The 24,425-nt window shown below is 59.4% G+C and carries 16 protein-coding genes and 2 pseudogenes; 4 read left to right on the top strand and 14 right to left on the bottom strand.

The genetic code is table 11. The features are described from left to right. A partial coding sequence (locus M3I54_RS30895) for a transposase (RefSeq protein WP_254340981.1) occupies window positions 1–167 on the bottom strand: 167 nt, incomplete at its 3' end. A 502-nt stretch (window positions 168–669) separates the two neighbouring features. Here M3I54_RS30895 and M3I54_RS30890 point away from each other — a divergent pair. Continuing rightward, window positions 670–1,011 carry an H-NS family nucleoid-associated regulatory protein gene (locus tag M3I54_RS30890; RefSeq protein ID WP_254342807.1) on the top strand — a complete coding sequence of 114 codons (342 nt, stop codon included), beginning with the start codon at window positions 670–672 and terminating at the stop codon, window positions 1,009–1,011. A gap of 1,653 nt (window positions 1,012–2,664) precedes the next feature. Next, window positions 2,665–3,246: a hypothetical protein gene (locus tag M3I54_RS30885; protein ID WP_254342800.1), complete on the top strand. Its 582-nt coding sequence runs from the start codon at window positions 2,665–2,667 to the stop codon at window positions 3,244–3,246. A 204-nt stretch (window positions 3,247–3,450) separates the two neighbouring features. On the opposite strand, the gene M3I54_RS30880 is transcribed toward M3I54_RS30885, so the two are convergent. The 4 genes from M3I54_RS30880 to M3I54_RS30865 all read right to left on the bottom strand — a co-directional run bounded on the left by M3I54_RS30880 (window position 3,451) and on the right by M3I54_RS30865 (window position 9,705). Continuing rightward, a complete protein-coding gene (locus M3I54_RS30880; RefSeq protein ID WP_254342815.1) occupies window positions 3,451–3,921 on the bottom strand; it encodes an RES family NAD+ phosphorylase in 471 nt (156 codons plus the stop codon). Further along, a complete protein-coding gene (locus M3I54_RS30875; RefSeq protein ID WP_254342813.1) occupies window positions 3,918–4,373 on the bottom strand; it encodes an antitoxin Xre/MbcA/ParS toxin-binding domain-containing protein in 456 nt (151 codons plus the stop codon). The genes M3I54_RS30880 and M3I54_RS30875 overlap by 4 nt, the downstream gene beginning before the upstream one ends. Before the next feature lie 3,155 nt (window positions 4,374–7,528). Continuing rightward, on the bottom strand, window positions 7,529–8,497 hold the full coding sequence (locus M3I54_RS30870) for a ParB/RepB/Spo0J family partition protein (RefSeq protein WP_254342798.1): 969 nt from the start codon (window positions 8,495–8,497) through the stop codon (window positions 7,529–7,531). After that, window positions 8,494–9,705 (bottom strand): ParA family protein, encoded by a 1,212-nt coding sequence (locus tag M3I54_RS30865; protein ID WP_254342791.1) that lies wholly within the window; start codon window positions 9,703–9,705, stop codon window positions 8,494–8,496. Before M3I54_RS30865 ends, M3I54_RS30870 begins: the two co-directional genes overlap by 4 nt. 915 nt (window positions 9,706–10,620) lie before the next feature. Between M3I54_RS30865 and M3I54_RS30860 the strand changes: the two genes are divergently transcribed. Then, window positions 10,621–12,024, top strand: a complete 1,404-nt coding sequence (locus M3I54_RS30860; RefSeq protein WP_254342789.1) for a replication initiation protein — start codon at window positions 10,621–10,623, stop codon at window positions 12,022–12,024. Window positions 12,025–12,896: 872 nt separating this feature from the next. Here M3I54_RS30860 and aspA read toward each other — a convergent pair. The 7 genes and pseudogenes from aspA to M3I54_RS30820 form a co-directional block, all read right to left on the bottom strand. Next, window positions 12,897–14,315, bottom strand: a complete 1,419-nt coding sequence (gene aspA / locus M3I54_RS30850) for an aspartate ammonia-lyase (RefSeq protein ID WP_254342787.1) — start codon at window positions 14,313–14,315, stop codon at window positions 12,897–12,899. Window positions 14,316–14,343: 28 nt separating this feature from the next. Continuing rightward, window positions 14,344–15,801: an amino acid racemase gene (locus M3I54_RS30845; RefSeq protein WP_254342785.1), complete on the bottom strand. Its 1,458-nt coding sequence runs from the start codon at window positions 15,799–15,801 to the stop codon at window positions 14,344–14,346. Next, on the bottom strand, window positions 15,798–17,093 hold the full coding sequence (locus M3I54_RS30840; RefSeq protein WP_254342783.1) for a dicarboxylate/amino acid:cation symporter: 1,296 nt from the start codon (window positions 17,091–17,093) through the stop codon (window positions 15,798–15,800). Before M3I54_RS30840 ends, M3I54_RS30845 begins: the two co-directional genes overlap by 4 nt. Before the next feature lie 182 nt (window positions 17,094–17,275). Continuing rightward, window positions 17,276–18,190, bottom strand: a complete 915-nt coding sequence (locus M3I54_RS30835) for a LysR substrate-binding domain-containing protein (RefSeq protein ID WP_254342782.1) — start codon at window positions 18,188–18,190, stop codon at window positions 17,276–17,278. A gap of 178 nt (window positions 18,191–18,368) precedes the next feature. Continuing rightward, entirely contained in the window at window positions 18,369–18,689 is a 321-nt protein-coding gene (locus tag M3I54_RS45430; RefSeq protein WP_375542242.1) for a hypothetical protein, read from the bottom strand. Window positions 18,690–19,708: 1,019 nt separating this feature from the next. After that, window positions 19,709–19,885 (bottom strand): annotated as a pseudogene (locus M3I54_RS30825) (amino acid ABC transporter ATP-binding protein); the annotation flags it as partial. 221 nt (window positions 19,886–20,106) lie between these two features. Beyond that, a complete protein-coding gene (locus tag M3I54_RS30820; protein ID WP_254342779.1) occupies window positions 20,107–20,574 on the bottom strand; it encodes a CBS domain-containing protein in 468 nt (155 codons plus the stop codon). Window positions 20,575–21,049: 475 nt separating this feature from the next. Between M3I54_RS30820 and M3I54_RS30815 the strand changes: the two genes are divergently transcribed. Then, a complete protein-coding gene (locus tag M3I54_RS30815) occupies window positions 21,050–22,318 on the top strand; it encodes an acyl-CoA dehydrogenase family protein (protein ID WP_254342777.1) in 1,269 nt (422 codons plus the stop codon). A 36-nt stretch (window positions 22,319–22,354) separates the two neighbouring features. Here the strand turns inward: M3I54_RS30815 and M3I54_RS30810 are convergent, their stop codons facing one another. Both M3I54_RS30810 and M3I54_RS30805 read right to left on the bottom strand, forming a co-directional pair. After that, window positions 22,355–23,455, bottom strand: a complete 1,101-nt coding sequence (locus tag M3I54_RS30810; RefSeq protein ID WP_254342775.1) for a sigma-54-dependent Fis family transcriptional regulator — start codon at window positions 23,453–23,455, stop codon at window positions 22,355–22,357. Continuing rightward, window positions 23,452–24,413: pseudogene (locus tag M3I54_RS30805) on the bottom strand (acyl-CoA dehydrogenase family protein). The gene M3I54_RS30810 and the pseudogene M3I54_RS30805 overlap by 4 nt, the downstream one beginning before the upstream one ends. Window positions 24,414–24,425: the final 12 nt, after the last annotated feature.

The raw sequence follows: 24,425 nt of genomic DNA, 5'->3' as shown, positions 1-24,425 counted from the left end.
TTGCGCAGCAGGTTGGCGTTGATCTCGTGCTCTTGCGCAATGCGCGCCACCGACACGCCTGGGCGCAATGCAGCCTCGACCAACGTGCGTTTGCCGCTTTCGTCGTAGCGGCGACGGCCATCCCTGCTTTGCCGAACCACCCTCAACCCTGAGTCTTTGTCAGCCATAGGTGTCCACCTCCAAATAGGTGGACACCTATGCTCCTCGCTCAGAGTCGCATTGGGTAGACGTCGATAATGGATCGCTTACAATTGAATGCACGGTGCGCAACGGTTTGAAGTTCACCGGAGATTAAAAATAGACTCACACCTGAGTTGTCGGCGCGTACCGGAACCGCTGCTTTCTCTGCCATCGCGACATGTGCCCGCGCGTCGCTGTTCCCATAACCGATGTTCCTGTCCAGTTGCGCACACGCAATCGTGCGCGCAACAACCGACGACTAAGGTGCGGAAGCAAACGAGGCGTCATTTCCCGATTGCCTTATACTGTTTGAAAACACCGACCGCCAGTCTGGGCACTTCCCCTGTGCCGCTTCCGGCAAGACGTCGTTCAAAACACCACCACCTACTTCGCTGCCTCAGCACGAGGAGCACCGAGTCGCGTGATATCTGGCGGCACGCGATTTGCAATCACCCGTCCAAAGACAGATTATTGCGCGGAGAATACTGAATGGATGAAAGAAAGCGCGAAAGCATCGTGGCCTATCTGCGGCGACGGATGGCCGAATATGAAATCAAACCGGAAGACATCGCCACTTCAATTGCGGCAGATCAGGAGCGGTTGCGAGCAGTGCGTTTCCGCGACGCTTCCGGAAACACATGGGATGGCAAAGGCGCTCCGCCACAATGGGTGGTTAAGGCGATCAGCGCCGGGCAGTCTCTTGAGCATTTTGCAATTGATCCGGCACCGACCCGGGACCCGGGCAAGTGCACCGGCGCCGACTGGTGCAATGACCCGTTTGCTGGGACCAGACTTGCGACAATCAAGACAGAGGGTGTTGGCGCCGCTTGAGAGCCGCCCCACTCAAACGCCGAGTGGGAGCCAAAGCCAATAGCATCTCACTTTCCCACGAGCCTTTTAGCCAGTCAGACGTCGCCAGGTGCTGATATGACGAATAAAACCCAAGGGATCACCGGCTCTCGTGCAGGATCGGAAGACTGAATAAAGCATCCGCATACGGCCTCTTCTTCACGACGTTCCTCACGCGCTTCGACGGCAGCCGGGTTGATCGAACACACGACCTGTGCTTTGCGTTCTGCTGTCGAGCATCGAGCAACAGCTACAGGAAGCACGACCCGATATTGACGCCAGGAAACGGGCCAGTAGCCGGGCGGACAGCAGCCGCGTCACAAGACGCAGTGCAGCGGCCACCGTCGATCAGACATATTCAGTTTTCGGCCTTCGCCCCTATCGGGCGAAGAGGATCAGCCCGATCGTGACAACACCCCCGCATAAGCCGAGCGCGGTGATGACCAGCGAAACGATAGCCTCTTTGCCCCGGGCTCGCGGGAACATCCAGTTCGCGAATTCACTGATTTTTGATGACATGATTATCCGACGCTCCGCATTTGACAGGTAGAGCCCGTCGGTCCGACAGTGGGTGATCCACTCGTCACATCGCCCGATTGCTGGTGCTTGCGCTTATGCCAGACACAAGGTCTGAAGACGCAACGTACGCAGCAGAACGCCGCCACAAACACCGGGCAGCAATGGGCTTCTGATCCGTTATCAACGACGACGTACAAACTCTTGAGCCCTGGCGCACTAACTGCCTACGCGGAATTTCACCGCGACGTGTTAATGCGTCTCCTGACACCGTTGATTTTGCACATCCGTCCTTGTTTTGACGATCGATTGATCAATGGTCATTCGCCAGACCAGGTCGCTCGCTCGAAGACCGCTTACAGGCGAACAGCCTTGCTTTCGCCGTTTTGAACGTGCCGTTCAGCGGAGAGGTAGCCCAATGTACACGCGACACGGTCGCGATGAAAGGCGCCGCGAAAAGATTTTCGCAGGACAGTCGAAAATCTGGCCTGAATTGTGATGCCTGCCCCCTGCGTCGGCATAAAGGAAACCACGCCGTTCACGGCAACGACCGCGTACAAACTGGTCAGTGCGCCCCGCAAGACCCTTTCCACCCGAACGATATTTTTGGTCAGGTTCTCGCGAGAGTGGGCAGAATTAGTCCGACATCGCAATAAAACAAAAGGCTGCGGCCGAACGCGCCGACGCCAGGGACGATGAGGCGCATCACACCGGGTTCGCGTTCGGCGGTCGGTATGAGCCAATACAGACGAACCGTTTCCCATCCTGAAAGGTGCAATTTTCCGGGACGTCATCGATCCCGATATCGGTTGCCCTGCCGCGCTGGCCCTCCGAACTACTGCTGCGTCAATGCTCTCAAGCAGCGTGCACGCTCCACGGCGAATACTTTCCCGACTTCACCGCCTCTTCGGCCAGGCAAAATCAACCGCCGGATCGAAGCTTGCATCCCGGTGAACGCGCGCGATGATAGGGCATTCAAAACGTGAAGGAACCCTGAACGATGAAACAAGCTGATCATCTTAAAATCACCGCAGCACTTTCGGCCTGCGGATACTGCGTCGACATGAGTCAGCACGCACGTCAGCGGGCAGCGAGCGATCGTCTGTTGCGCCAAGCCGTGTGCTGGAGATGGTCAAGACTCGGCATGCCGTGACGCTGCTGCTCCGCGCCGCAAATCGCTCCTATCACCTCTTCCTTGACAGGATGAAGATGACTTTTTTGGTTGCGGTAGTGGCTATCGAAGGCGGCATCAAGAGCCGTTCAGCTAGCGTCGTGACGGTTCTGACGCGGGAGCACTTCGAAAACGACGCAGGTCCAATCGGGAAAAAGCCGCTTCGCATCGCAGCGAGCCGTGTACTCGATCCTGTCGATTTCAGACGTTGGGAGCAAGGAGAATTCGGGGCGGGCGGCACCCGTCGCCGATACCGCGTCTTCACCTACTACAAGAGGGAAGACGGCAGTATGGGATACGAGATTTTCAACGACGCTCCGGTCTGTGACCACTTCGTCGAAGAGCATGCGCTCACGAACGCCGCCGGCCACCCCGGATTCTGGAGCTGGTATGCGCGTCAGGCGAGCCGCGCCAGCCTGCCCATCGCTTCGGTCGTCTCGATGCGCATCGCGGACACCGAAAAGGTTCGTCTGGAGGTCTGCGCTGCAGCGTGCGAGTGCCCCTGCTGTCAGGCGAAGAACCCGCAATAGGGCTTGCGCCGGCCATACGTTGCGATGCGCCACTGTGGCGCAGTCGCAGCGATCGGGAATGAAAACGCGCCGGCTTCCAAATAACGCGCGGGGCTGCGTTGTGCTTTCCACACGGTGGTGTCTGGACAATGCGCCCAATCTCGTTCCGTGGATTTGCATCATCGATGACCATTGCGCCTATGGGCGCTAGTGCAATGCCCAGGCTCAAGTATCCCCAAGGATCGCCTGAATTCTCGGATCATATGGCACTTTCAGCACCTCCGCTACAACCGCCGAGCCAGCCCCAGGGTGAGCTGGATTAAACAGATAGTTGTACGAATGAGGAAGAATGGCGCTCGGAACCTTGAGGAGCAGTTCCTGCCCTGCCGCCAGCCATTCGCTTCCGGCGGCCTGCGTCCAGTCCGGATTCTCGCGCCAGTCATCCGGGATGACACTCGCCGTGAGTTCCGCGATCGCAGCGCCCTCCGCAATTTCTACGCGAAGCAGTTGATAGTTTTCAGGCAACGCCTGCGGCGACCCGAATTCGTGGTGCACCATGGTCTCTAGCAGCGCCAGCGCGGGATTTTCTGCCAGATAGACGACGGGTTGCCCCCGGTAATGCCACCGGCCAGACGCCCGCAACCCGCCGATGCCGCGAAGGTCCGCGTAATTGCTGATCCTCCAGAATTCCATCAGGCGAAGTATCCCTCGTCGATTTGAACCAGCGCGTCTTCAACAAGCCGTGCGCCGTGTTCCGTTGCTGCCATCTCGAGCGGCGTTTTCCCGGCGAATCGCTCTTTGCTGCCGCGAAGCCAGGTCATGGCTTTTTCCGGACTTCCAAACACCGTCTCGGCCTGTGCAACTATCCTCGCGAGACGGATGGCCTTGTCCGACTCATCAGTCGAGAGTCGTTCACCATTCTGGCGGCGATGTGAGAGCGTTCGGCGAGGAATGATGAAGAGCAGTTCGTCGGCCTTCAGACCATGCTCCCCGAGGCGATCGAGCACCTCCACGCCGACGCGCTGCGTCGCTAGCGCGGCAAGATCATTGCCGGACCGGATATGCGTCTGTAGCAGGTCTCCCAGCAGCGAGAACTCGCTATGCCGCGGGTTCACGCGTCCTGTGGGACGATATTCTACGGTAGCCATGATCCCTCCGAGCAAAATGCCCAACCATTGGAGGCATTTTGCCATAGATTGATTCTTCCTGCTGCCGCTAACCTCGCTGCACCGATTGCGGACGCCCTCCGACTTACGGCAAATCCGCCCGAGATCCGCACAGCGACCGGCGACCCCAGCGTGACTTTCCGGGATAGACCCGCCACGATACCTGTATATTTATACAGTATTCAGGGAGTGAATCCTGACGCAGCCGCTCCTGAACGTTGAGGCGATACACCCGGAACTCTGGCGGGCTTCGCAGTTGGGCTCCGCCCACGGCCGTACGGTCGCGAGCGGGCGCGGAGTTGCTCGGACGGGGCTGCCCGACCGGCGCCCTGACGGAGGTAATGGTCCCGCAACCCGGCTGCTGTGAACTGCGCCCGCTCAAGCCTAGCTCGAGACCGTCGCGGCCCGGCCAGTCTTTGTGCTGCAGCCGCCGCATCGACTGCAGCCTGCTGCGTTCACGTGGTGGGGAATAGAAGCTGAAAATCTCCGCGTGCTGAAGGCACCCACGACCGCGCACAGCCCGTGGGCAGCGGAGTAGATCCTTCGCGCCGGAACCGCCGGCGCCCTGCTGTTCTGGCAGCAGCAGGTTCGCCCGGAGGCGCTGCGCGCCTGCGCCTCGCTGCACAGCACACAGACACCCTGCGGTTCCTGCTTCGCCCCATGGCAGCGGCGGCTTCGACTTTGCCCGCACCGCTACGTATATCGGTCAAAACGGATGCTGGCGGCCTGAACATCTCATTCACCAAGCGCCGGAGGCCGCATCGCGATAAGCCGGTATTCGTTGCGCTCTCCCCTTCGCCTGTTCTCCGGAATGTCAGACTCGCCTGCGGCGGTTCGCCCTCGCCACGCGTGAAGAAGCCCTGCGACCGTTGCGTTTGTACGTGCTGGCCCGCTGCGCAACGCACGCACGAGGTCGACTGACGCACCCGATGATTCTCGGCAGGGCTGCCGTAGCGGCCCAGGATCGGACGATCAAAAATAGCGGAACTTTGAAGGCAGTCCACCGCTTCTGTCCCATCCTGAACTGCGCTCGCGGGTCGCGCCATTCACTACAAAATACGTGTTATTTACTACGAACTGCGTTTATGGCAAGGAGTTATCGCGCGCCGGGCTGGAATGGGACAGTCCTGTTGTCTATTAGGCGGTCGCCGCGTGAAACATTCGTTACAGATTCCGCTGAACAACCCGCCGATAGGCGAATTCAGAGCTTCATGAATTTGGCCCCGAATGTTTCACGATACGACGAGCCTGAAAGTTCCATCGTGTAAGGTTACTTTGGATGCGCGAATACACGACGAACGGGAAGCAGCTATACCAGCAAGCGCCAATATTTCTGTTAGTTGCATTAATGCTGATTGAACGCTTTCGCAGGTTATATCGTTCGGTCGCGAGCGTCCGGTACTTCCGTGCCGTCGAGATGCAAGCTTCCGCGAACAACGAACGCTCGCAATCAGAAGAAATTCAATCTGGGCGTTGGTCGATGGCGTTTCCTGTTGGCTGAAGCCAATCCGCCGACGATGCGCTCGTGTTAGCGCTGTTCCCCACCCCCATACTGAAGACTCCACTCAGCACCGATGTGGGAAGAAGGATACTTCGGCATCGCACGTCACGGACGTGATTGATTGGCGGAGCCCAGATATCAACGGCCGCGCTAGCGCCTCGAAATTTGGCTGCCACGCATGCTTGCGCTAAGGAGCATGGACTCGGTGAGATGCTCCTTTGTTAGCAGGATGTTCAGTGAACTCAACGCCACGATCGCGATGAAAACAATGAGCACGCAGTTATTAGTGGTGCGCAGTTTGGAGATTACCCGCGCTGGGGTGCATGCGTCGAGCAATGTCCGATACCGGATTTCGACAACGCGGATTTTAAGAGAACCCCGAATGCACTACGGGGACCACAGGCCACGAGATTGTGCCCGACCTCCCGATCAAATTGCATCTAGCAGTTAGACGGATTGTCCGGATACTTAGCGCACAGAAGTAGCAAAGACATGGGGCTTCGGATCAGATCCTACTGCCCGGCGCTTGCGAGACACTGCCCTGACAGGGAGTACACGGCGACACGTCAGATGCGAAATTGCCGCCGTTTGCGCCGACATAGCTTTCCAACTTCATGCTTCAACGCTGAGGTATTTTCCCGACCGCAGCCTCGCAAGCATCGAAACGAATGGATGTGTGGATGACGGCCCATTGCGTACTCGAGGGACATCGACGATCGCACTTCCCTTTTGCGTAGTGGCGATATATCAGCGGCTCCGCAATGACTAATACAAGCAGCGCAGACTAAGCGACACGCCAGACGCGGAAGTCACATAGCGTGTGCGTTGAATCGCGATCCAACTCTGCGCGAGCCGCAGGCGGCGCAACTTAACTAGGCATCTAAAGGCGGGGACGCGTCCAGAGGTGATTGCCCGAACTACTTGCTTAGCATCTTCGATGATGACTTCGGACAAGATCAACTGATATTCAGGCCACATGGTCGAATTTCGACCAAGCTTAAGAAAGGGTGACGTAGCGAGCAAGGGAGTAGAGGGACAACATCGCGTCGGCCAAATACACCGCGATTAGGGTGCGGCCAGAGGCGACGAATCCATACTATGGACTACGCGTGGAATCCCTGGTGATCCGCTGAAAACTGGACGCCAACGACCGCAGTTGGATCGTCGGTGACGCTCTGTTGCCAAGTCCCATCGCAGCCTCAAGAGATCGCCCGGTGGGTCATCGCTGCGGATTGGAACTTTGGGATCCATACTATGGACTGGTACGCGATTCGCTCTTTTCACGTGGTCACGTGGCAACTCAACCGACCTGCCGAACCTAAGGGAGAACTGTCATCATGCACCGCGTGCGGGGCAATCCTATGGATTCGGCGCGCGGATGAGAAGTCGCAAAACTCGCCGAGTGTATGCAGGCGCCGAGCAATGAACACGAGCTCGAGATTCGGCAATCACCCTGCAGGATGATCCATAGTATGGACTCGCCTAAACGCCTCATCGCATCTCCGCCACTGGCGAAACCAGAAGAATCGCAGGCAAGCATCGAGCTCGATCGACACCTCGCACCAGTCCATACTATGAATTGTCCAGATGCAGAGCGCAAAAAAACCCGCTCGCGGCGGGTTTGAGCTAGGTTCGGTCATCTCGGATGATGATTGAACGTCTTGCTAACTAGTGCTCGGATTTGCGCCTCGAGGTCCTCCGTCATCACACCAGGCTTAAACTTAATCGTAAAACCGTTCACATCTTTTGTGATCGAACCGGCGTGCTCCTTGCCGGCGAAAAACTTGTCAATACTTCTCTCGTTCGCAGTTGCGGAAGCTGCACCGCGCGTCGCGAGCAGCTTGATTGCGGCCGCGGCTTTTCCTTGTTCGAGGTCCCCCGAGACCACGTCGTGCCAAACCTCACGCGCCGCTGAAAGACCGACTTCGCCGAACTTCCGGATAGCCGACACGATTGCTTCCGCAGCGTTGGCTCCCAACAGGCGCGGCTGAATATCCAGGTCCTTGAGGATGAACGCCGGGAGTTTGTCGAAGCTCAGGAACTGAAAGAGCCCACTTCGCGAGAGCCCAAGTGCCTCCGCCAACCGCTTCCGGTCCGGAAACTCCTTTTCGGTACGCCGGATCGACAGGCTAATCTCATAGTCCGACAGATCGTCACGGCTAACGTTTTCGACCATTGCCAGAACTGCCATGTCTGAATCGGAACAATCCGTCACCACAGCCTTGATCGAGTCCAGACCCAAAACCTTGTGCGCGCGCCAGCGCCGCTCCCCTGCAACGATTTGATAGCCCGACTCAACACGTCGCACTACGATTGGCTGTATCTGCCCAACCTCGCGAATCGATTCTGCCAATTCGCTTAACTTGGCTTCGTTGAATATCCGGCGAGGTTGCCACGGATTGGGCGCGATCGCTGCAACCGACAACTGTGACGCAACACCAGCCGCCTCAAGTTCCTGCACGCGAAGTTGTGCAACCGCAAGCGCACCAGCAAGCCCAGGTGCAGTCTGCGTGCGTTCCGTTCGCTTGATCTCGTCCTCATTGATAGAGGACGTCTTTCGAATTCCGGCCGTCTTGGCCAGCAGTTGTTCACGCATATTGCTCATTGCGCGGTCCTCCATTTTTCTTCATAAATTTCGTCCAACCAGCGGCAGTAGTCGATGAGCGGTTGTCGAACGCGCTGCAGCGCCTTAGCCGCACTATGCGAGCTACTGATATCAAACACGGTGGAGAAGGCGAGTGCGCCCGTACTCATGACCGAACTGGCAGGCACCTCAATGGCATGGAGCCAGTTCTCGTATGCGCTCTCCGCCCACGCACGGACTATCGGCGCCGACGAGGTACGTCCGTAGTCCACCCTCGAGAGCAACAGCGAGATGAAGTCATATTGCTTACCTTGCTCGTACTTGATAAAGCTCTTCGATACGTCCGAGAACAAACGCCAGAACGACAATGAGCTGATGAAATCGAGGTTCTCAGGAACCATCGGCATTACCAGCGCATCCGCCGCAAGGAGTGCGTTCAGATTCATATAGGAGAGAGACGGCGACGTATCCATGAGGATGTAGTCATACTGCTTGCGAAGCGGCGCAAGACCCTCTCGTAATACCGTCCAGAACTTGAATCCAGGCTTGATCTTCTGCATTGCGGGCAAATGAAATTCGGCCCCAATGAGTTCCGTATGCGCCGGGATGACGTCGAGGCCATCCCAATAAGTTGACTGAACGCGTGCGCCGAGCCCCCCTTCGATTTGTTGGTCATAAATATAGGGGAGCACCGTGTCCTCAGGCGTTACATCCTTCTCCGCATACAAGCCACAGAGTTCAGACAGCGAGGCTTGCGGATCGAGATCGACGACGAGGACCCTGCGTCCGCGTAGCGTAAGGCCTTGGGCAAGACACATTGTCGTCGTGGTTTTTGCGGATCCGCCTTTGAGCTGGGCTGTTATGATAATTTTCCCATCTGGCTCCTTTGTCCCTGTCACGAGGGGAGTCTGGTAGATATCCGAAACTTTCTGCACCCAGACACGGGCCTCCTCTAGCGTGAAGGTCCGTGTGCGGCCAGTACCCGCTGCCGTGCCAGGCGGCAATTCGCCATCCGCCTTTGTGGCCAGATATTGAACCTGTGAATGCGTGATGTTGCACATCGCGGCAATCTCGCCAGTCTTGAACACGGGCGCAGCCTTTCGGGGTCTTGGTGCGAGGATGGTTTCGCGCAATTCATCCGTAAAAATCGACACCTTCTCAGCGAACGCGCTAATCTGCTCCAGAGGTACAGTTCGGTCAACAGCTGGAAGTTGGCTTGTTTTTACCATTCTGAGGTTTTCGTGAGGTCGTAGACAAACCTCATAATACAGAAGCAACTTGAAATTTTCAGCCTAAATCACTGTAAACATAGAAATAAATTGAATTTTTCCGGGTTCTGGCACGCGCAAACCTTGGATTGCGTGGAAGAGCCCCGCCAAATCGAGCACAAACAGGCTCACCTTCCCCTGTGTGACGCGCCCAAAACAACTCACAAAATGGAGAACAGCAGGGTATCTGTACACGGAAAGCACAATCAACCTCACCTTCAGCCCCGTCGGGCGGCCCGAAGCATGCACCTTTGATTCCTCGAGACCTCACGATCAGAGGCGTGCACAATGGACCTCACCTTAAATCGGCAAGTCTCTCGAACGCCGGAAATGCAAAAGTACGGAAATAACCTGGGAGATTCGATCACCAGCCGCTCGATCTGCGGCACTGCGCAAGTGGTCGCTCCTTTGGAGTACACGTTTGTATGTTGTTCTTGTAAACAAAAACCGAACAGACAAACTAACAGGAGACTTGAGTCCTATAATAATCAAGTAGTTAGGCGCCTCAAAGTGAGGTTGATTGTGCTGAAGGTGAGGTCAGGTGTGCGAGAAAGTGAGATTTTTGAACCGGAAAGGTGAGCTTGGACCCTCACAATAGTGAGGTTCGATGTGCACGGATTGCACTTATCCACATTGGTGAGGTCCTTTGTGCGATTCGAGCGAAACACCTCGGGGAGCCGCGCAGTACGGCCTGCATCAACAATCACGGGATCGGTATGGTGAGGTTCGTTGTGCGTATGGTGAGGTTCCTTGTGCTCGATTCACGAGAAGCCCGCACGCGTGCTTGACAGCGCTTCGTGATGGTGAGGTTCGTTGTGTTGACACCTCACCCACGAGTGATAAAGTCGCGTGAATCCAAATCGGGCAACTCACGCAATGGCATCGGACAATCCGGAAGAGGGCAGAACGAAAACGACACCTCGGCAAATGGCCTTGGCGTTGTTCGAGGACATGTTCGATCTCGGGTTGCCGGTGAATGAGTCGAGCCGCGAGATCGGGTATCAGCGCAACAACTTCTTCACCGAAATCGTGAACATGGGGCTGCCGGCGCGACGCTTCCTGGACGCGGCGTACTTCATCGTCGCGCAGGAGTCTCAGACGCAGGACCAGTACGATGTCGAACTGAACTACTTCAAGTGGCTGATGCGCTATGACAGCCGCAATCTCAAGCACCTCCGGACTATCGCCGACGAAGCCCAGAACGCCAAGATTCGCTTGACGAATACGCCCCCAGACCGCGACCCGCGTGAGGATGACTTGTGGGTTCAGGTCCAACTCATCGGGCTAGTGGCCTTTCATCGTGGGCGCATTCGGTTCGACGTTCACCCGACCTTGGTGCCGCATATTCGCGACCCGCGAAAATCACATTGGCTGAGCTTGCGAATATCGACTGCTTTCACGCGAAGCTTGGCCAGAGCGATCTACGACAAGGTACTGCCAAGCGTTCCGGCGGGGCGCACCGACTGGATTCCACTTGAGGTGATGCGGACATGGCCAGGGAAAATGGGTGCAAACGCGGCCATTTTCAAATACTTCAAGCGTGACTGGCTCGAACCTGCGGTCAAGGAGATCAATGAGGTGTCCGACATCGAACTCTCGTATGAAACGAGGACCGAGTCCACCTCTTCGAAGAAAATCGATCGTCTGCGCTTCGTGCTTAAGCGAAAAGATACGGCCGACGCAGTGATGGCGAGCCTCGCTGACGCGAGTCATGTCTACATGGTACTCAAGGACGAGTTCAACCTGTCATCGCGGCAGTTCAGCGAGATCTCAGAGAATCGCGATACGTGGACGGACGAACGCATCCAGCAAGCGATCGAGTACACGCGATTCCGGCTTCACCGCGGTCAGGTCAAGAAGAGTCCGTCTGGTTATCTGATGAAGGCACTACGCGACAACTGGAAAATGTCGGAAGCCGAGCGAACGATGGTCGAAGTGCAGTCGAAACTGTTGAGCAACGAAGTCCAGCAGAGCACCGAAACGGCGGAGGTTCGTGCCTCGGTTGCGCACAGCATTGCCTCGAGAGAGGAAGAATCGCGCGCACGCATGAACGAAGAGGCGAGAATCGGTCGCGAACACTACCTGACTGCCGACGAGAGGAGCAAACGGGATTTCATCCGTGGCTGGGTGAGCTCCCGCGAGGGCAAGCTGATGCTCCGCCGCATGAAGCTCGAGCCCGCCGACGTCACTGAGGGAGACATCCTCGCAAGCGGGGAACTTGGCTGGTACCTCGGACAATTCGTTTTTGGACGAATCAACGCGTCGCGCGCCAGTACATAGGAGGCGCGAGGGCACCGATAGGTCTGTCGCACGTTTCTTTGGGGTTCAGCAACAGACAAGTCCAACAACGTGCTCCGAAGGCGGCGAGGTCCCACGCGCCACAAATCTGGTCTCAAGCCGATGGCGGCGGCCACGACCGAATTGCGCCAGCGCTCGCCGAATGTGTGCCGTGGCGGTGCCTCCAGCTTCGAGGGAAGCGGGCACCTGAAGGCAGTCAGTTTTTCCTCTCTAAGCACCTCCGTTCGTGATGGCTACCGACAAGCGCAGCATGAGGGACGCGGGTGCTTGGCCCCCCAGCTGCCAATCGGTGGCAGCGCTGGCGATGGCACTCTAGCGCGGTATAAGGCTTCGCACGGAGTAGCTGTTCCTGGCCGGCCTGGTCGACTCGCCCGTTAGCGTGGTCCGGGTCGATGACGGGGCTCTGTGTCATCGGCAATAGAGCTATGACATGCGCGATTGTCCCGTTGACTCAGGCATCCAACGAAATCTATCTCCCGGCCTGAGCACGCTCCGGCTCCGGATTGCGCCCTAGCGAGCGGGTGCCGTCGCAGGCGTGCGCAGCACCCCACCGCCGTGCGCGTTTTCAACATTACCGGGCCGAATGTCAAGCTGTCATCCGCCGTCGCCCGCTGTGGCCGCCCGGCCGGGAAACGCGACTAACGGTCTTCCGAAGTTTCGTCCTCCAACCCAAGGCGACATCCGCAATACCGTCTTCAGGCAAGTGGGTATCTGCGCATGTGGCGCACTGCTGGCGCAGCCGAAGTTGTATTGCTCCAACGTCTTGATGCTGCGCAGCGAGGCGAGCGTCATAAGCGTCTGGTACTTGCGCGCTCTTCAGCCTGATGCCAGCGGTGTGCAGGTAGCGTATGTGACTACGCAATCGGCAGGTTATGCCTCGGCTGCGTCAGCATCGTTGGCTTGAGAATGTCTTCGAGCTGAGCCCGCGTGAGCAGCCCTCTCTCAATGACAATATCGGCGACGCTCCTTCCGGATACGAGCGCTTCCTGCGCTACCTGCGTCGCATTCGTATAGCCGATGTACGGATTCAGCGCAGTCACAATGCCGATCGAATTTTCAACGAGCGAGCGAAGCCGATCGCGATTGGCCGTGATCCCGTCGACACACTTCGAAGCGAGGGCGAGGCATCCCGCACGCAGGTGCGCAACGCTCTTGAACAGGCTGTGCGCAATGATCGGCTCGAACGCATTCAACTGCAATTGACCGGCCTCCGCAGCAAAGCTCACCGTTACGTCATTGCCAATGACTTCGAACGCGATCTGGTTCACCACTTCCGGAATGACCGGGTTGACCTTGCCGGGCATGATGCTGGAGCCCGCCTGAACCGGCGGCAGATTGATCTCGCCAAGGCCTGCGCGCGGGCCGCTCGAAAGCAGGCGAAGGTCATTGCAGGTCTTTGAGAGCTTGACTGCCACGCGTTTGAGCACACCCGACAGTTGCACGAACGAGCCGACGTCCTGCGTCGCCTCCACGAGATTGGGCGACGTCGTCACAGGAATACCCGTAACGCTGGCCAGATGGCGGCAGACGAGCGGCGCATAGTCGGGCGATGTGTTGATGCCCGTGCCGATCGCCGTGGCGCCGAGGTTGATTTCGCAAATCAGTTTCGACGCTTCCCGCAGACGTTCCTGATCTTCCTCGAGCATGACTGCGAAGGTGCTGAACTCCTGTCCCAGGGTCATCGGGACCGCGTCCTGCAACTGGGTTCGTCCCATCTTCAGATCGTCGTGAAACTCCACTGCCTTGCGTTCGAACGACGCGCGCAGGACACCCATCGCATCGACCAGTTGCGCGATGCCCATATACGTGGCGATTTTCAGTGCAGTCGGATAAACGTCGTTGGTGCTTTGCCCCAGATTCACATCTTCGTTTGGGTGCAGCACCGCGTAGTCCCCTCGTTCGTGGCCAAGATGTTCGAGCGCGAGATTGGCAATCACTTCGTTCGCGTTCATGTTGGTCGACGTGCCGGCCCCGCCCTGAATCACGTCGACGACGAACTGGTCGTGGGCAATCCCGTCACGGATCTGCTGGCATGCATGAACGATGGCCTTCATCTTGTGCTCGGGAAGCAGCCGCAACTCGCAGTTCGCTATCGCCGCCGCCTCTTTCACATACGCCAGGGCGTTGACCAGATTCGGATAAGTCGAGATCGGAATGCCGGTAATCGGGAAATTGGTCAGTGCGCGAAGCGTGTGGACTCCGTAATAGGCTTCGTTAGGCACGGGGAGGTCGCCTAGAAGATCGTGTTCGATGCGTTCAGAACGATTGGGCATATCTTTGCTCCATTGAAGAGGGTTCGAGTCAACCGGTGGCCGCGTCCGCGGACAATGCGTACGCGATGCACCGTCGAGCGAGAACGTCGGTGGGATCAACCAGCCTGACGCGCGCGCCGCTCATGCCCACGAATTCACTCCCGGTCAAAAGGAGCGGGAGTTCGGTGCACCCAAGGACCACGACGTCAACGCCTTCGGCAATCAGTCCTTCCATGGCGGCAGCGATGTCTTCCTGACACTGCCCCGTCGTCAATCCTGCCTTGACGCCATGTTTGCCGTAGATAGCGTCCATCACGCGCTCCTGTAGCGCAGGGGAGGGCACGACCTGACGAAGATCCTGCGACTCGAGCGCCTTTCGATAGACCCCGCTCTCGATCGTGCCCGATGTCGCGAGCACACCGACATCACGAAGCGCCGGATAAGTCTCGCGCAAATAGCCGACCGTGACGGTCAACATGTTCACAATCGCGATGTTGAGGTACGGCTGGATGCGCTCGACGAATGCATGCGCAGTGTTGCACGGAATCGCGATGATGTCCGCGCCGCCGTCTTCGAGCCGCTTGCACGTCGCGTACAGCGAGACCGTTGGGTCCGCGCCGTCGCCAATCAGATTCTCGGTGCGATCCGGAATCTGCGGGTTTTGTTCGACCAGCAGCTTGATGTGATCCTGGTCGCGCGTGGCGGGCGTATTCCGGACAATCTTCTGCAGAAAATCGACTGTCGCCGCGGGGCCCACACCGCCCACGACCCCAACCTTGAAGGCGTGAGATGGCGAACCGTAACCGCCGGATACGACGTACTGCGCATACGCGAGGTTGGCATCGACGAGCGGCACGCCCAGCGGGCCGATTTCATCCGCAACCAGGGCAATTTCTGTCATGCCGGGCACGATCACCTGGGTACCTTGCTCGACCAGATCCCGGCAAGCCTCGCGCAACAGCTCGACCGGACGCCCGCGCAGGTTCCCGCTCTTGATGCCGTCCGATCCATATACCGCTTCCGTAACCGGATCGAAGCGTTCGTGGCATCGGGGGTGGATGACTTCGAATTCGGGCGACGTAAAGTACCGTTCAAACAGGCGCTTTTCCCTCGTGTAGTCGGAGGCGAGTATGCCGATTCGGCTGGCACCCGGGAACTTGCGTCGAACATGGCTGCGAACCGCCTCGACCATGTCCACGATCTGCAAGCGCGTGTTCGCGCGCAGTTCGTCGATGAAGGTGTGACTGAGAAAGCACGGCAGCACCACAGTTGTCACGCCGCGCTTCTCGAAGTCCCGGATCATCTCGAAGATATACAGCTTGCGTTCCGTCGTAGCGGTGCTTCCCGAGCCCGAGTTGGGAAATGGCGACTGCTGAAAGATTGCGTCGAAGTGGTCGGCATCGGGCGTCGCCTTCACCAGTTTGAAGAAGACGTCTGCGCTAGCCAGCGGACCCAGGCCACCGACAATACCGAACTTGCGCTTGTGGCCGGCGACATCGGAAGTCATTTTGCTCCACCATGCGCCGGGCCGAAAATCTGTTCGTCGTCCTCGATAAAGTCGGAGGCATTGCTCTCTCGCGCGCCTTCCCACTTCGCGATCACAGCGGTCGCCACGCTGTTGCCGATCACATTGGTCATCGTGCGGCCCATGTCAAGGATCTGGTCGATCGCAAGCACCATGGCCACGCCTTCGACCGGCAGATGGAACATCGGCGCCACTGCCGCGACCACCACCACCGAGCCGCGCGGGACGCTCGCCATGCCCTTGCTGCTTAGCATCAGCACGAGCAGCATGAAGAATTGCTGCGAGATCGGCATGTTGACCCCGAACGCCTGGGCAATGAAGATGGCCGCGAACGCCTGATACATCATCGAGCCGTCCAGGTTGAACGCGTAGCCCAGCGGAAGCGTGAACCCGACGACTTTCTTGTCGACGCCAAAGCGCTCCAACTGCTCGGTCAACCGCGGATAGGCCGCCTCGCTGCTCGCCGTCGCAAACGCGATCATCGCTGGTTCGCGCACCGCCTTGAGCAAGGGGCCGACGCGACGGCCGAGGAACAGATAGCCGACGAAAACCAGGATCGCCCAAAGCACGACCAGCCCCAGATAGAAGGAGCCAATCAACTTGCCATACGTGTAGATGACGTCGAGGCCGCGCAGCGTCACCGCCGAAGCGATCGCACCGAACACGCCGAAGGGCGCCGCACGCATGACGTAGTTCGTCACTCGCAGCATGACGGGCACCATGCCTTCAATCATCCCGATCACGACCTTGACGCGCGCGTCCCGCTTCGTCGCGCTCAGCCCGAGGCCGAGGAAGACGGAGAAGACCAGGATCTGCAGGATGTCGTTACGCGCCATAGCGTCGAGCAGGCTGGTCGGAAAGGCGTGGGTCAAGACGTCCTTGAAGTTCAGTGCCGAGGTATTCAGGCCGGTATCGACCTCACCGGTACCCGCCACCATGTGCAGGCCAGCCCCCGGCTGCAGGAGATTTGCGAAGACGAGGCCCACCGTGAGCGAAATCAGCGACGCGCAAACGAACCAGCCCACCGAACGCAAACCGATGCGGCCGACGTCCTGGCCGCTGTCCATGCCGGCGAGGCCCGACACCAGCGTGACAAACACCAGTGGCGCAATGATCATCTTGATGAGACGCAGGAAAATGTCCGTGATGATCGAGAAGTAGCCTGCGATGGCTTTGAGTGTCGCCGGGTCGGATGTACTGGCGTGACACGCGTAGCCCGCAATGACGCCCAGTATCATGCCAACGGCAATATAAACGGTAAGGCGATTTTTCATTTCCGTCTGTCCGTGAGTGACGCAAGATGGTCAAGACGTGACCGGTGTACGTTGAGAGACGCCTGGAGCGAGATCGACTGCGACTCGGTCAAGCGTTGAGAGGCATATTAGGGATGCCAAAAGAACCGATGATGCCGTTGTGGCATGTGCGTATGCGAATTTTGCATAACGCGGGGAAACCCCTAGGCGTCTGACTGTAAAACTGCACGAAGATGCTGCCAGAGCGCATCGAGAAACTCGCTACGGTTAGACGCGTCGCGGTAGACCCGAAGCTCGATATCCAGATTCCAGGCCGGCGGACCTGCGGGGACCAGTTCACCTGCATCCAGTTCGGCCACTATCGCGCTCTTTGGCAGCCACGCCATCCCTTCGCCTTCCATGACCATTTTTTTGAGCACCTCGGCCATATCCGATTCATAGTGAAGCAACAAGGACGGTGCAGAGGGGGCTCGACCAAGCAGCACAGCAAGGCAACGCCCGAAATAACTCGTCTCCGTGTATGAGATGTGAGGCAACGGCTGCTTTGCCGTTCCTGGCAGTCGATACATCGGCGCGGAACGCAGGTTTGGCCTGCTGGCCGGCATGAGCGTGTCGATACCCACCGTGAGATGCTCATACTTCGCCGGATCGAGATGCAAGGGCAGTTCGGGGTGGTGGTAGGCGAACATCAATTCGCAGTTGCCATTCACGAGCGTCAGGATCGAGTCGTGCACATTGGCCGGCACCACGCGCGCGCGCACGTCCCCGAAGTGCGCGGAAAGCGCCTTGAGCCAGGCGGGCAGGAAATTCAGCGCGATCGTGTGGCCAGCCGCAATCTGGAGGCTCTTGCCTGCGATCCGCTTTTCAGTCCGTATGATGGCGCGGGTATCGAAGAGTTTGTTCAGGATATCTTCGGCGACTTCGCGGAAGAGTTGACCTGCGGGCGTCAACACCGGAGGGAAGCTGCTGCGATCGATCAATTCCGCCCCGACCCATTGCTCCAGCGATTGAATGCGCCGGCTGAACCCGGACTGGGTCACGTTGCGGAACTCCGCTGCGCGCGAAAAGCTCTGGTATTGAGCAAGGGCGATGAAGTCCTCGACCCACTTGATCTCCATACGTAGGGCCCGCCTTCTGAGACGTGAATACCGTTTGCAGGAAGCTCCAATCTTACGCTGATACCGTTGCGCCGGATCTCGTCCAGGACCGCGCCTGACCTGGCGAGGGTCCGCGATTGCATCTACGCGAAATGCGCCCGCACTAACTCAATGCGGACGCAATCCTCACCGGTTTCGGTCAGTAAGTCGCAGAAAACGCTGCCTGCACCTGGGCAGGCGACGTGATCCCATTGGCGATCAGCAGTTGGGTCAGCAAGCGGGCCTTCTCAGGATTGAGATCGAGGGACGCGACAAATCCGCTCTTGTCATCGTCGACTTCGACGTTGCGGTTCACGAAGCCGGATCCAACCCGCGAGGACCGAACGACGACGACGCCCATTTTTGCGGCGCGCTGCATGGCAAGCATGGCGGCATTGGAAACGTCGCCGTCGCCTACCCCGGCGATCACGATCCCCTTCGCCTTGTCCGCGATCGCATGGTCGATTTGTGTCGCGTCCATGTTGCTGTGAGCGAAGACAATCTCTACCCGAGGCAATTGTCCGTCAACGGGCAGCGTATATGGGGGCTTGCGAGCCGCAAGGGCGGGTGCAACGAAGCGGATCGACGCCGGATCCACATAGCCGATTGGCCCGGCGTTGGGAGACAGAAACGTCTGAAGTGAAGTTCGATACCAGGCACATCCTTGATCAACTGTTGCCCGCTTCGCTCACCCGAGTTGTATCCGATTGCCGAACGAGCATCCGCCGTTCCGGAGATCGTGCCTCCGGTTGCAAGCACGATGACGCGTGGAAGTTGTTTAGTCTGGCCGGGGGCGTTCGTTTGTTGATCTGAGGTGGTGTCCGCAGCTGCGGCGGACGCGGAACAGAGCGGAAGGGCAAGGAATATTGCCAGTGCGGCGGCAATGGTCGTACGAAATTGAGCCGAAACGGGGTGCGCGAATTTTTTCATGATCGTGTGCAAATGGAAGAGACCTTAGACGGAAGGAACGGCGAACTCACCGGCTTGTTGCTGAACGGAACAAAGCGGGCGATCCCACGACTCCGAATTCGATTGGCAGCGGGATGGATCACGCCTCACACCTCACACCAGAGTCAAATCGGATGGTAGAAGCGGTCAAAAAAAGGACAATGCGGGGGTGGCATGTCCCTATGCGAGACTCGCATAACATGGGAAAACCCTGGCCGCAGGAGCTGGGGGATCGGTGAAAGCAGGTCGACGTGCGCGGCTAGAGGCGGGGCGTGTTTGGCGACGCAGACGCGGGCGCGTCTGACCGGGCTAACCGAAACGCGCGCTGGCTTCAGTCTCAAAGCCTCGTTCCGAGACTTGCCACCGCCGAGTGCCATCGAGGATGAAACGATCGCAAGTGGGCGCGCCTACGTGCGATGTCAGTCTCTCCGGTCTGGAGCAGGGTCGTTACAGATTCCGCTTATCTGTCGCAGTCCAGAATAATGGTAGCGTGCGAGCGGTCGTATTTTTCGGGGAGCCGACGGCGCGTCGACCACCGGTACGCAGTCGGGTTCAGAACGTTGTCAGGGTCTGCGTGAGCGCGGAGACAAAGCGCGCAGTGCGCGCATCTTGCGGACGCGCGAAGAGTTCATGCGAAGGGCCGGACTCGACGATCGCGCCATCCTTGAGGAAGACGGCGTCGTACGCGATCGAGGCGGCAAGCCGCAAGTCATGCGTCGCCATCAACATCAAACAGTGGTCCTCGACGGCGATAGTGGTCTTCTGCAAAGCCGATGCCGAGCAAGCCACCTGTCGCGACCGTATCGCCGCTGTGGATCCGGCGCACGGCGTCGCGCGCCGATATCACTTTGCCGCGCTCGCGGGAAAAGATGCCCTGTAAAGGAACCATCGCGGTTGGTTGCGTGCGCCCAGCTATACCTCGCCTGACTTGGGCGCGAGTGTCTGAGTGTCTAATAGGCCCCGCCGGTATCGATCGTCAGATAGAGCATGTCATGCTCGAGGAGCGTGATGAAATGCTCGTCTTCCTGAAAAAGTTCTTCCAGGAGGTCGCTGCTGGAAAGCACGCCGATGACGCGCCCTGATTCGATAACCGGTAGATGCCGGATCCGCCTGGTATGCATCGACGCGAGGCACTGATCGCAAGTGTGCTCGGGTGTCACGTAAAACACCTCGGTGGTCATGATCTCGCCAACGTTGGTATTGGCGGCGTCGCGGCCGAGCACTTCGACCTTGCGGGCGTAGTCGCGCTGCGACAGGATGCCGACAACTTTGCTGCTTTGCAGCACCAGCACGGTCGTCACATCCTTTTCGGCCATCAAATGCAGCGCCGAAAGTACCGTGTCATCGGGGCTGACCGAAACAACCTCGCGGGGGATCACGGACAGAATCTGCCGTGCGGTCTTCCTCTCCTTTTTCATAGTCGCCTCCAGACAGAAAGGACAGCACGCACGGACTCCGCATAATCAAGGCAAACGGGATACGACCGGTCCGCAAAGGCTGGCCGATCTATTCGGTTGTGCTGAATTGCAGTGTAGATCGTTTGTCTTGTCACGACCAGGTCGTAGATACAGCGCGACTGCGCGGAGAATTCGGCCGTCGTTGCGGTGTGTGATAGGCGCTTTTTGAGGGCGTCAATCTCATTCAATACCAGCGCTGGCTGCTCGCCCTATGCTGCTGACTCTCAACGTAGACGATGCCTGCCCAGCCACCTTGAATCGCTGGAAATCCAGCAGTGAATCAGCAGCACCCTGTTGCTCAGCCAGCAGCCTGTGCACAGTTCTCCCGTCGCGCACACACCTGCTCCCCGACTCACGATTGGCATGGCTTCTGCTTTATCGGTAAGGAACGAGGCCCGATCGCGGGCCACCGATCAAGCCGATACCTGGAGCCCCTATGACCGCATTGAATCTCGCCAGCACGATGGCAGTTGCGCCCGTACTTTCTCTCGGTACGGATTACGAGCGTCTCGCATCACGTTTTCGACCGATCTTTGGCCGTATCGCAGAGGGCGTGCTCGAGCGTGAGCGTGATCGCAGCCTGCCCTATGAGCAGATCGAATGGCTCAAGGCCGCCGGGTTCGGCGCCGTTCGCGTGCCGCTCGAGCATGGCGGCGCGGGGGCATCGCTGCCGCAACTGATTCAGCTGCTGATCGAACTGGCCGAGGCGGACTCGAATCTGCCTCAGGCACTGCGCGGCCACTTCGCGTTCGTCGAGGACCGGCTCAACGCCGAGCCGGGCCCTGCGCGCGACGTCTGGTTCAGGCGATTTGTCGACGGCGAACTGGTCGGCAACGCCTGGACCGAGATCGGCAGCGTGGCGATCGGCGACGTGATCACGCGCGTGTCGCGTGATGGCGCGCGCTGGGTCGTCAACGGAGAAAAGTACTACAGCACGGGCAGCATCTTCGCCGACTGGATTGACGTGCTTGCGCGCCGCGACGACACGGGAGAAGACGTGATCGCGGCCGTGGGGGCAAGGCAGCCCGGCGTGACGCATCACGACGACTGGGACGGTTTCGGCCAGCGTACGACGGGCAGCGGCACCACCACGTTTGTCGCCGCCGAGGTGGACGAGATTGACATCATCGCCTTTTCGACGCGCTTCAAGTACCAGACCGCGTTCTACCAACTGGTGCTGCTGGCCGTGCTCGCGGGCACGGGTCGCGCCGCGCTGCGCGACATCTCGCAGGAGGTGCGTTCGCGCCGGCGCATCTTCAGCCACGGCAATGCGCCTTCGTTCGCGCAGGACCCGCAGGTGCAGCAGGTCGTGGGCCAGGTCTCATCGCTCGTGTTCGCGGCCGAGGCCACAGCCGTGCGCGCGGCGCAGACTTCGCAAAGCGCGTACGAGGCGCGTTTCGGCGGTGATGCGCAGGCCGAGCACGATGCGAATGTCGATGCCGAACTCGATTCCGCTCGCGGCCAGAGCGCAATCGCCGATCTCGTGCTGCGCGCGACGACGCTGCTGTTCAACGCGCTCGGCGCATCGGGCACGAGCGAGCAGAAGCGGCTCGACCGCCACTGGCGTAACGCCCGCACGGCAGCCTCGCACAACCCGATCGTCTTCAAGGAGCGCATTGTGGGTGACCGCGAAATCAACGGGACCGAGCCGCCGTATGTCTGGGCGATCGGCGCCGGTCCCGCGCCGGGGCAAAAGGCGGCCTGAGTACGACCGTGCGGTCCTGTCCGGCGGATGGCGCCGCTACTTGAGGGCCGCGATTTCCTTTGTCCGGATCAGCCGCGCGCGCAACACGTTGCGGCTGATGCCGAGGAGCCTCGCTGCCTGGATCTGGTTGCGGTGGCTGTATTCGAACGCCGTGCGCATCACCATGTCCTCGATCTGCTCGAAGAGATTCTCGTGCTCGCCATTGAACAGTTCGAGCAGCGCCGATTCGAGTGCGTGGTGCGGACCGCTCGGCGCACTCGCGCCAGCCGGCGCCGTGATGCCGGACGAGAACAGGTGCAGGTCGCCATCCTGCAGGGTGTCGTGGCGGCTCACGAGCAGGGCGTGATGGATCACGTTCTCCAGTTCGCGAATGTTTCCCGGCCAGCTGTACGCGAGCAGCTTCTGCTCGGCGCGCGGCGAGATCGTGCCCGGCCCGTAACCGAGCCGGCTGCGGTAGTCCTCGATGAAGTAGCGGGCGAGCGGAAGGATGTCGCCGGTGCGCTCGCGCAGCGTCGGAACGGCGAGCTGCACGACGTTGAGCCGGTAGAACAGGTCGCTGCGAAAGTGCCTGGCCGCCACCGCGTGCTGCAGGTGGACGTTCGTCGCGGCTACCACGCGCACGTCGATCGGGATGCCGCGCCGGGAACCGAGCCGCACGACCTCGTGCTCCTGCAGCACGCGCAGCAGCTTAACCTGCATGGACAGTGGCAGGTCGCCGATCTCGTCGAGGAACAGCGTGCCGCCGTTGGCCGCCTCGAACCAGCCCGGCTTGGCATGGAACGCGCCCGTGAAAGCACCTTTCTCGTGCCCGAACAGTTCGCTTTCGACCAGCGTCTCGGAGAAAGCGCCGCAGTTCACAGCGACGAACGGCTTGTCGCGCCGCTCGCTCAGGCTGTGTACGTGGCGCGCGATCAGCTCCTTGCCAGTGCCGGTCTCGCCGATGATCAGGATATTTGCGTCGCTCGGCGCGACCAGCTGGATGCGCTCCAGCAGCTCGAGCGAACGCGGATCGACGAACACCTGTGCGCGAGCGCGGATCGAGGTGGTCAGCGAATGCCTGTGCGGCAGCGTCAGGACGGGGACGGGGCGGTCGGCTTCGGCATCGTCGGACCATGAGTGGGGGAGCGGGTGGTTCATGAGTAGAAGCTCGGCGTGGGATAGGTTCGTTTGAGCGCCCATTCGCCGATCTCACGGATCTTGTAGGCGAGCGGATCGTGCAGCGTATGGGTGCGCAGGTTGCGCCAGTGGCGGTCGAGCCGAAGCTCGCCGTGGGCCAGGGCCGCGCTTCGTTCAGGGTGTAGTGCCGCGCATCCTCGAATGCGGCCTCGCCAATGCCGAGATAGATGTTCGTCAGGATCAGTTGCGCGATGAGCGGCCGCAGCCCGGCGAACGGTGACGAGAACGGACCGGGGTCCGGGAGCAGCTCGTGATGCTCGACGCGGACTTGTTCGAACGTCAAGGAGCCGCTATCGGTCTGGCGTTGGCCGAAATTGTTCCAGTCCTGGGCGATTGAAATGCCGCTTCGCTGGGTCGGTATGGCGGCCACGAGAAATGCTTTCGTTTCGGCGTGGCGCGCGGAGACGATCAGCATTTCCGAGTCGAGCGCGCCCGAGCAGAAGGTCTTCTGTCCGCTGAATTCGAGCCACCCACCGCGCGGATGAGCAAGCGTGCGTTCGTCGAGTGGATTGAGCGCATTGCCCCAGAACCACCGGTGCCGCGAGGTCTGTTCGAACAACGCATGCCATTGCTCCGGCGAGCCGAACAGACGGACGGTGGCCAGCATCAGGTGATGAAATCCGAACACGTGGGCGAGTGAGCTGTCGGCGCACGCGAGCACGCGCACGACGTCGAGCGTCGTGCGCCAGTTCGCACCGAGTCCGCCGTGAACGGTCGGGATGCTCAGTGCGAGCAGGCCGCTCGCACGCAGCGCGTCGCGCTCCGCCTTGGGTGTGCCGCCGCGCGCATCGCGCTCCGCGGCAGTCTGCGCGAAGCGCTCAGCAAGACGCTGGGCGACGCCCAGCGGCGATTCCTGCAGGACGGGCCGGATGTGTTCCGGCGCGTCGGACAGCGGCAACGATAGGGAAATGGATGCCATTGCAGTGTGATC

The organism is Paraburkholderia sp. CNPSo 3274 (genome assembly GCF_024206475.1).
Lineage (GTDB): Bacteria > Pseudomonadota > Gammaproteobacteria > Burkholderiales > Burkholderiaceae > Paraburkholderia.
This window is presented reverse-complemented; position numbering and strand designations above follow the sequence as displayed.

Bases quoted from the DNA above. Each gene is read 5' to 3' on its own strand.
- M3I54_RS30890 (WP_254342807.1), top strand. From the start codon at position 670: ATGGATGAAAGAAAGCGCGAAAGCATCGTGGCCTATCTGCGGCGACGG.
- M3I54_RS30875 (WP_254342813.1), bottom strand. From the start codon at position 4,373: ATGGCTACCGTAGAATATCGTCCCACAGGACGCGTGAACCCGCGGCAT.
- M3I54_RS30870 (WP_254342798.1), bottom strand. From the start codon at position 8,497: ATGAGCAATATGCGTGAACAACTGCTGGCCAAGACGGCCGGAATTCGA.
- M3I54_RS30865 (WP_254342791.1), bottom strand. From the start codon at position 9,705: ATGGTAAAAACAAGCCAACTTCCAGCTGTTGACCGAACTGTACCTCTG.
- M3I54_RS30860 (WP_254342789.1), top strand. From the start codon at position 10,621: ATGGCATCGGACAATCCGGAAGAGGGCAGAACGAAAACGACACCTCGG.
- aspA (WP_254342787.1), bottom strand. From the start codon at position 14,315: ATGCCCAATCGTTCTGAACGCATCGAACACGATCTTCTAGGCGACCTC.
- M3I54_RS30845 (WP_254342785.1), bottom strand. From the start codon at position 15,801: ATGACTTCCGATGTCGCCGGCCACAAGCGCAAGTTCGGTATTGTCGGT.
- M3I54_RS30840 (WP_254342783.1), bottom strand. From the start codon at position 17,093: ATGAAAAATCGCCTTACCGTTTATATTGCCGTTGGCATGATACTGGGC.
- M3I54_RS30835 (WP_254342782.1), bottom strand. From the start codon at position 18,190: ATGGAGATCAAGTGGGTCGAGGACTTCATCGCCCTTGCTCAATACCAG.
- M3I54_RS45430 (WP_375542242.1), bottom strand. From the start codon at position 18,689: ATGGACGCGACACAAATCGACCATGCGATCGCGGACAAGGCGAAGGGG.
- M3I54_RS30820 (WP_254342779.1), bottom strand. From the start codon at position 20,574: ATGAAAAAGGAGAGGAAGACCGCACGGCAGATTCTGTCCGTGATCCCC.
- M3I54_RS30815 (WP_254342777.1), top strand. From the start codon at position 21,050: ATGACCGCATTGAATCTCGCCAGCACGATGGCAGTTGCGCCCGTACTT.
- M3I54_RS30810 (WP_254342775.1), bottom strand. From the start codon at position 23,455: ATGAACCACCCGCTCCCCCACTCATGGTCCGACGATGCCGAAGCCGAC.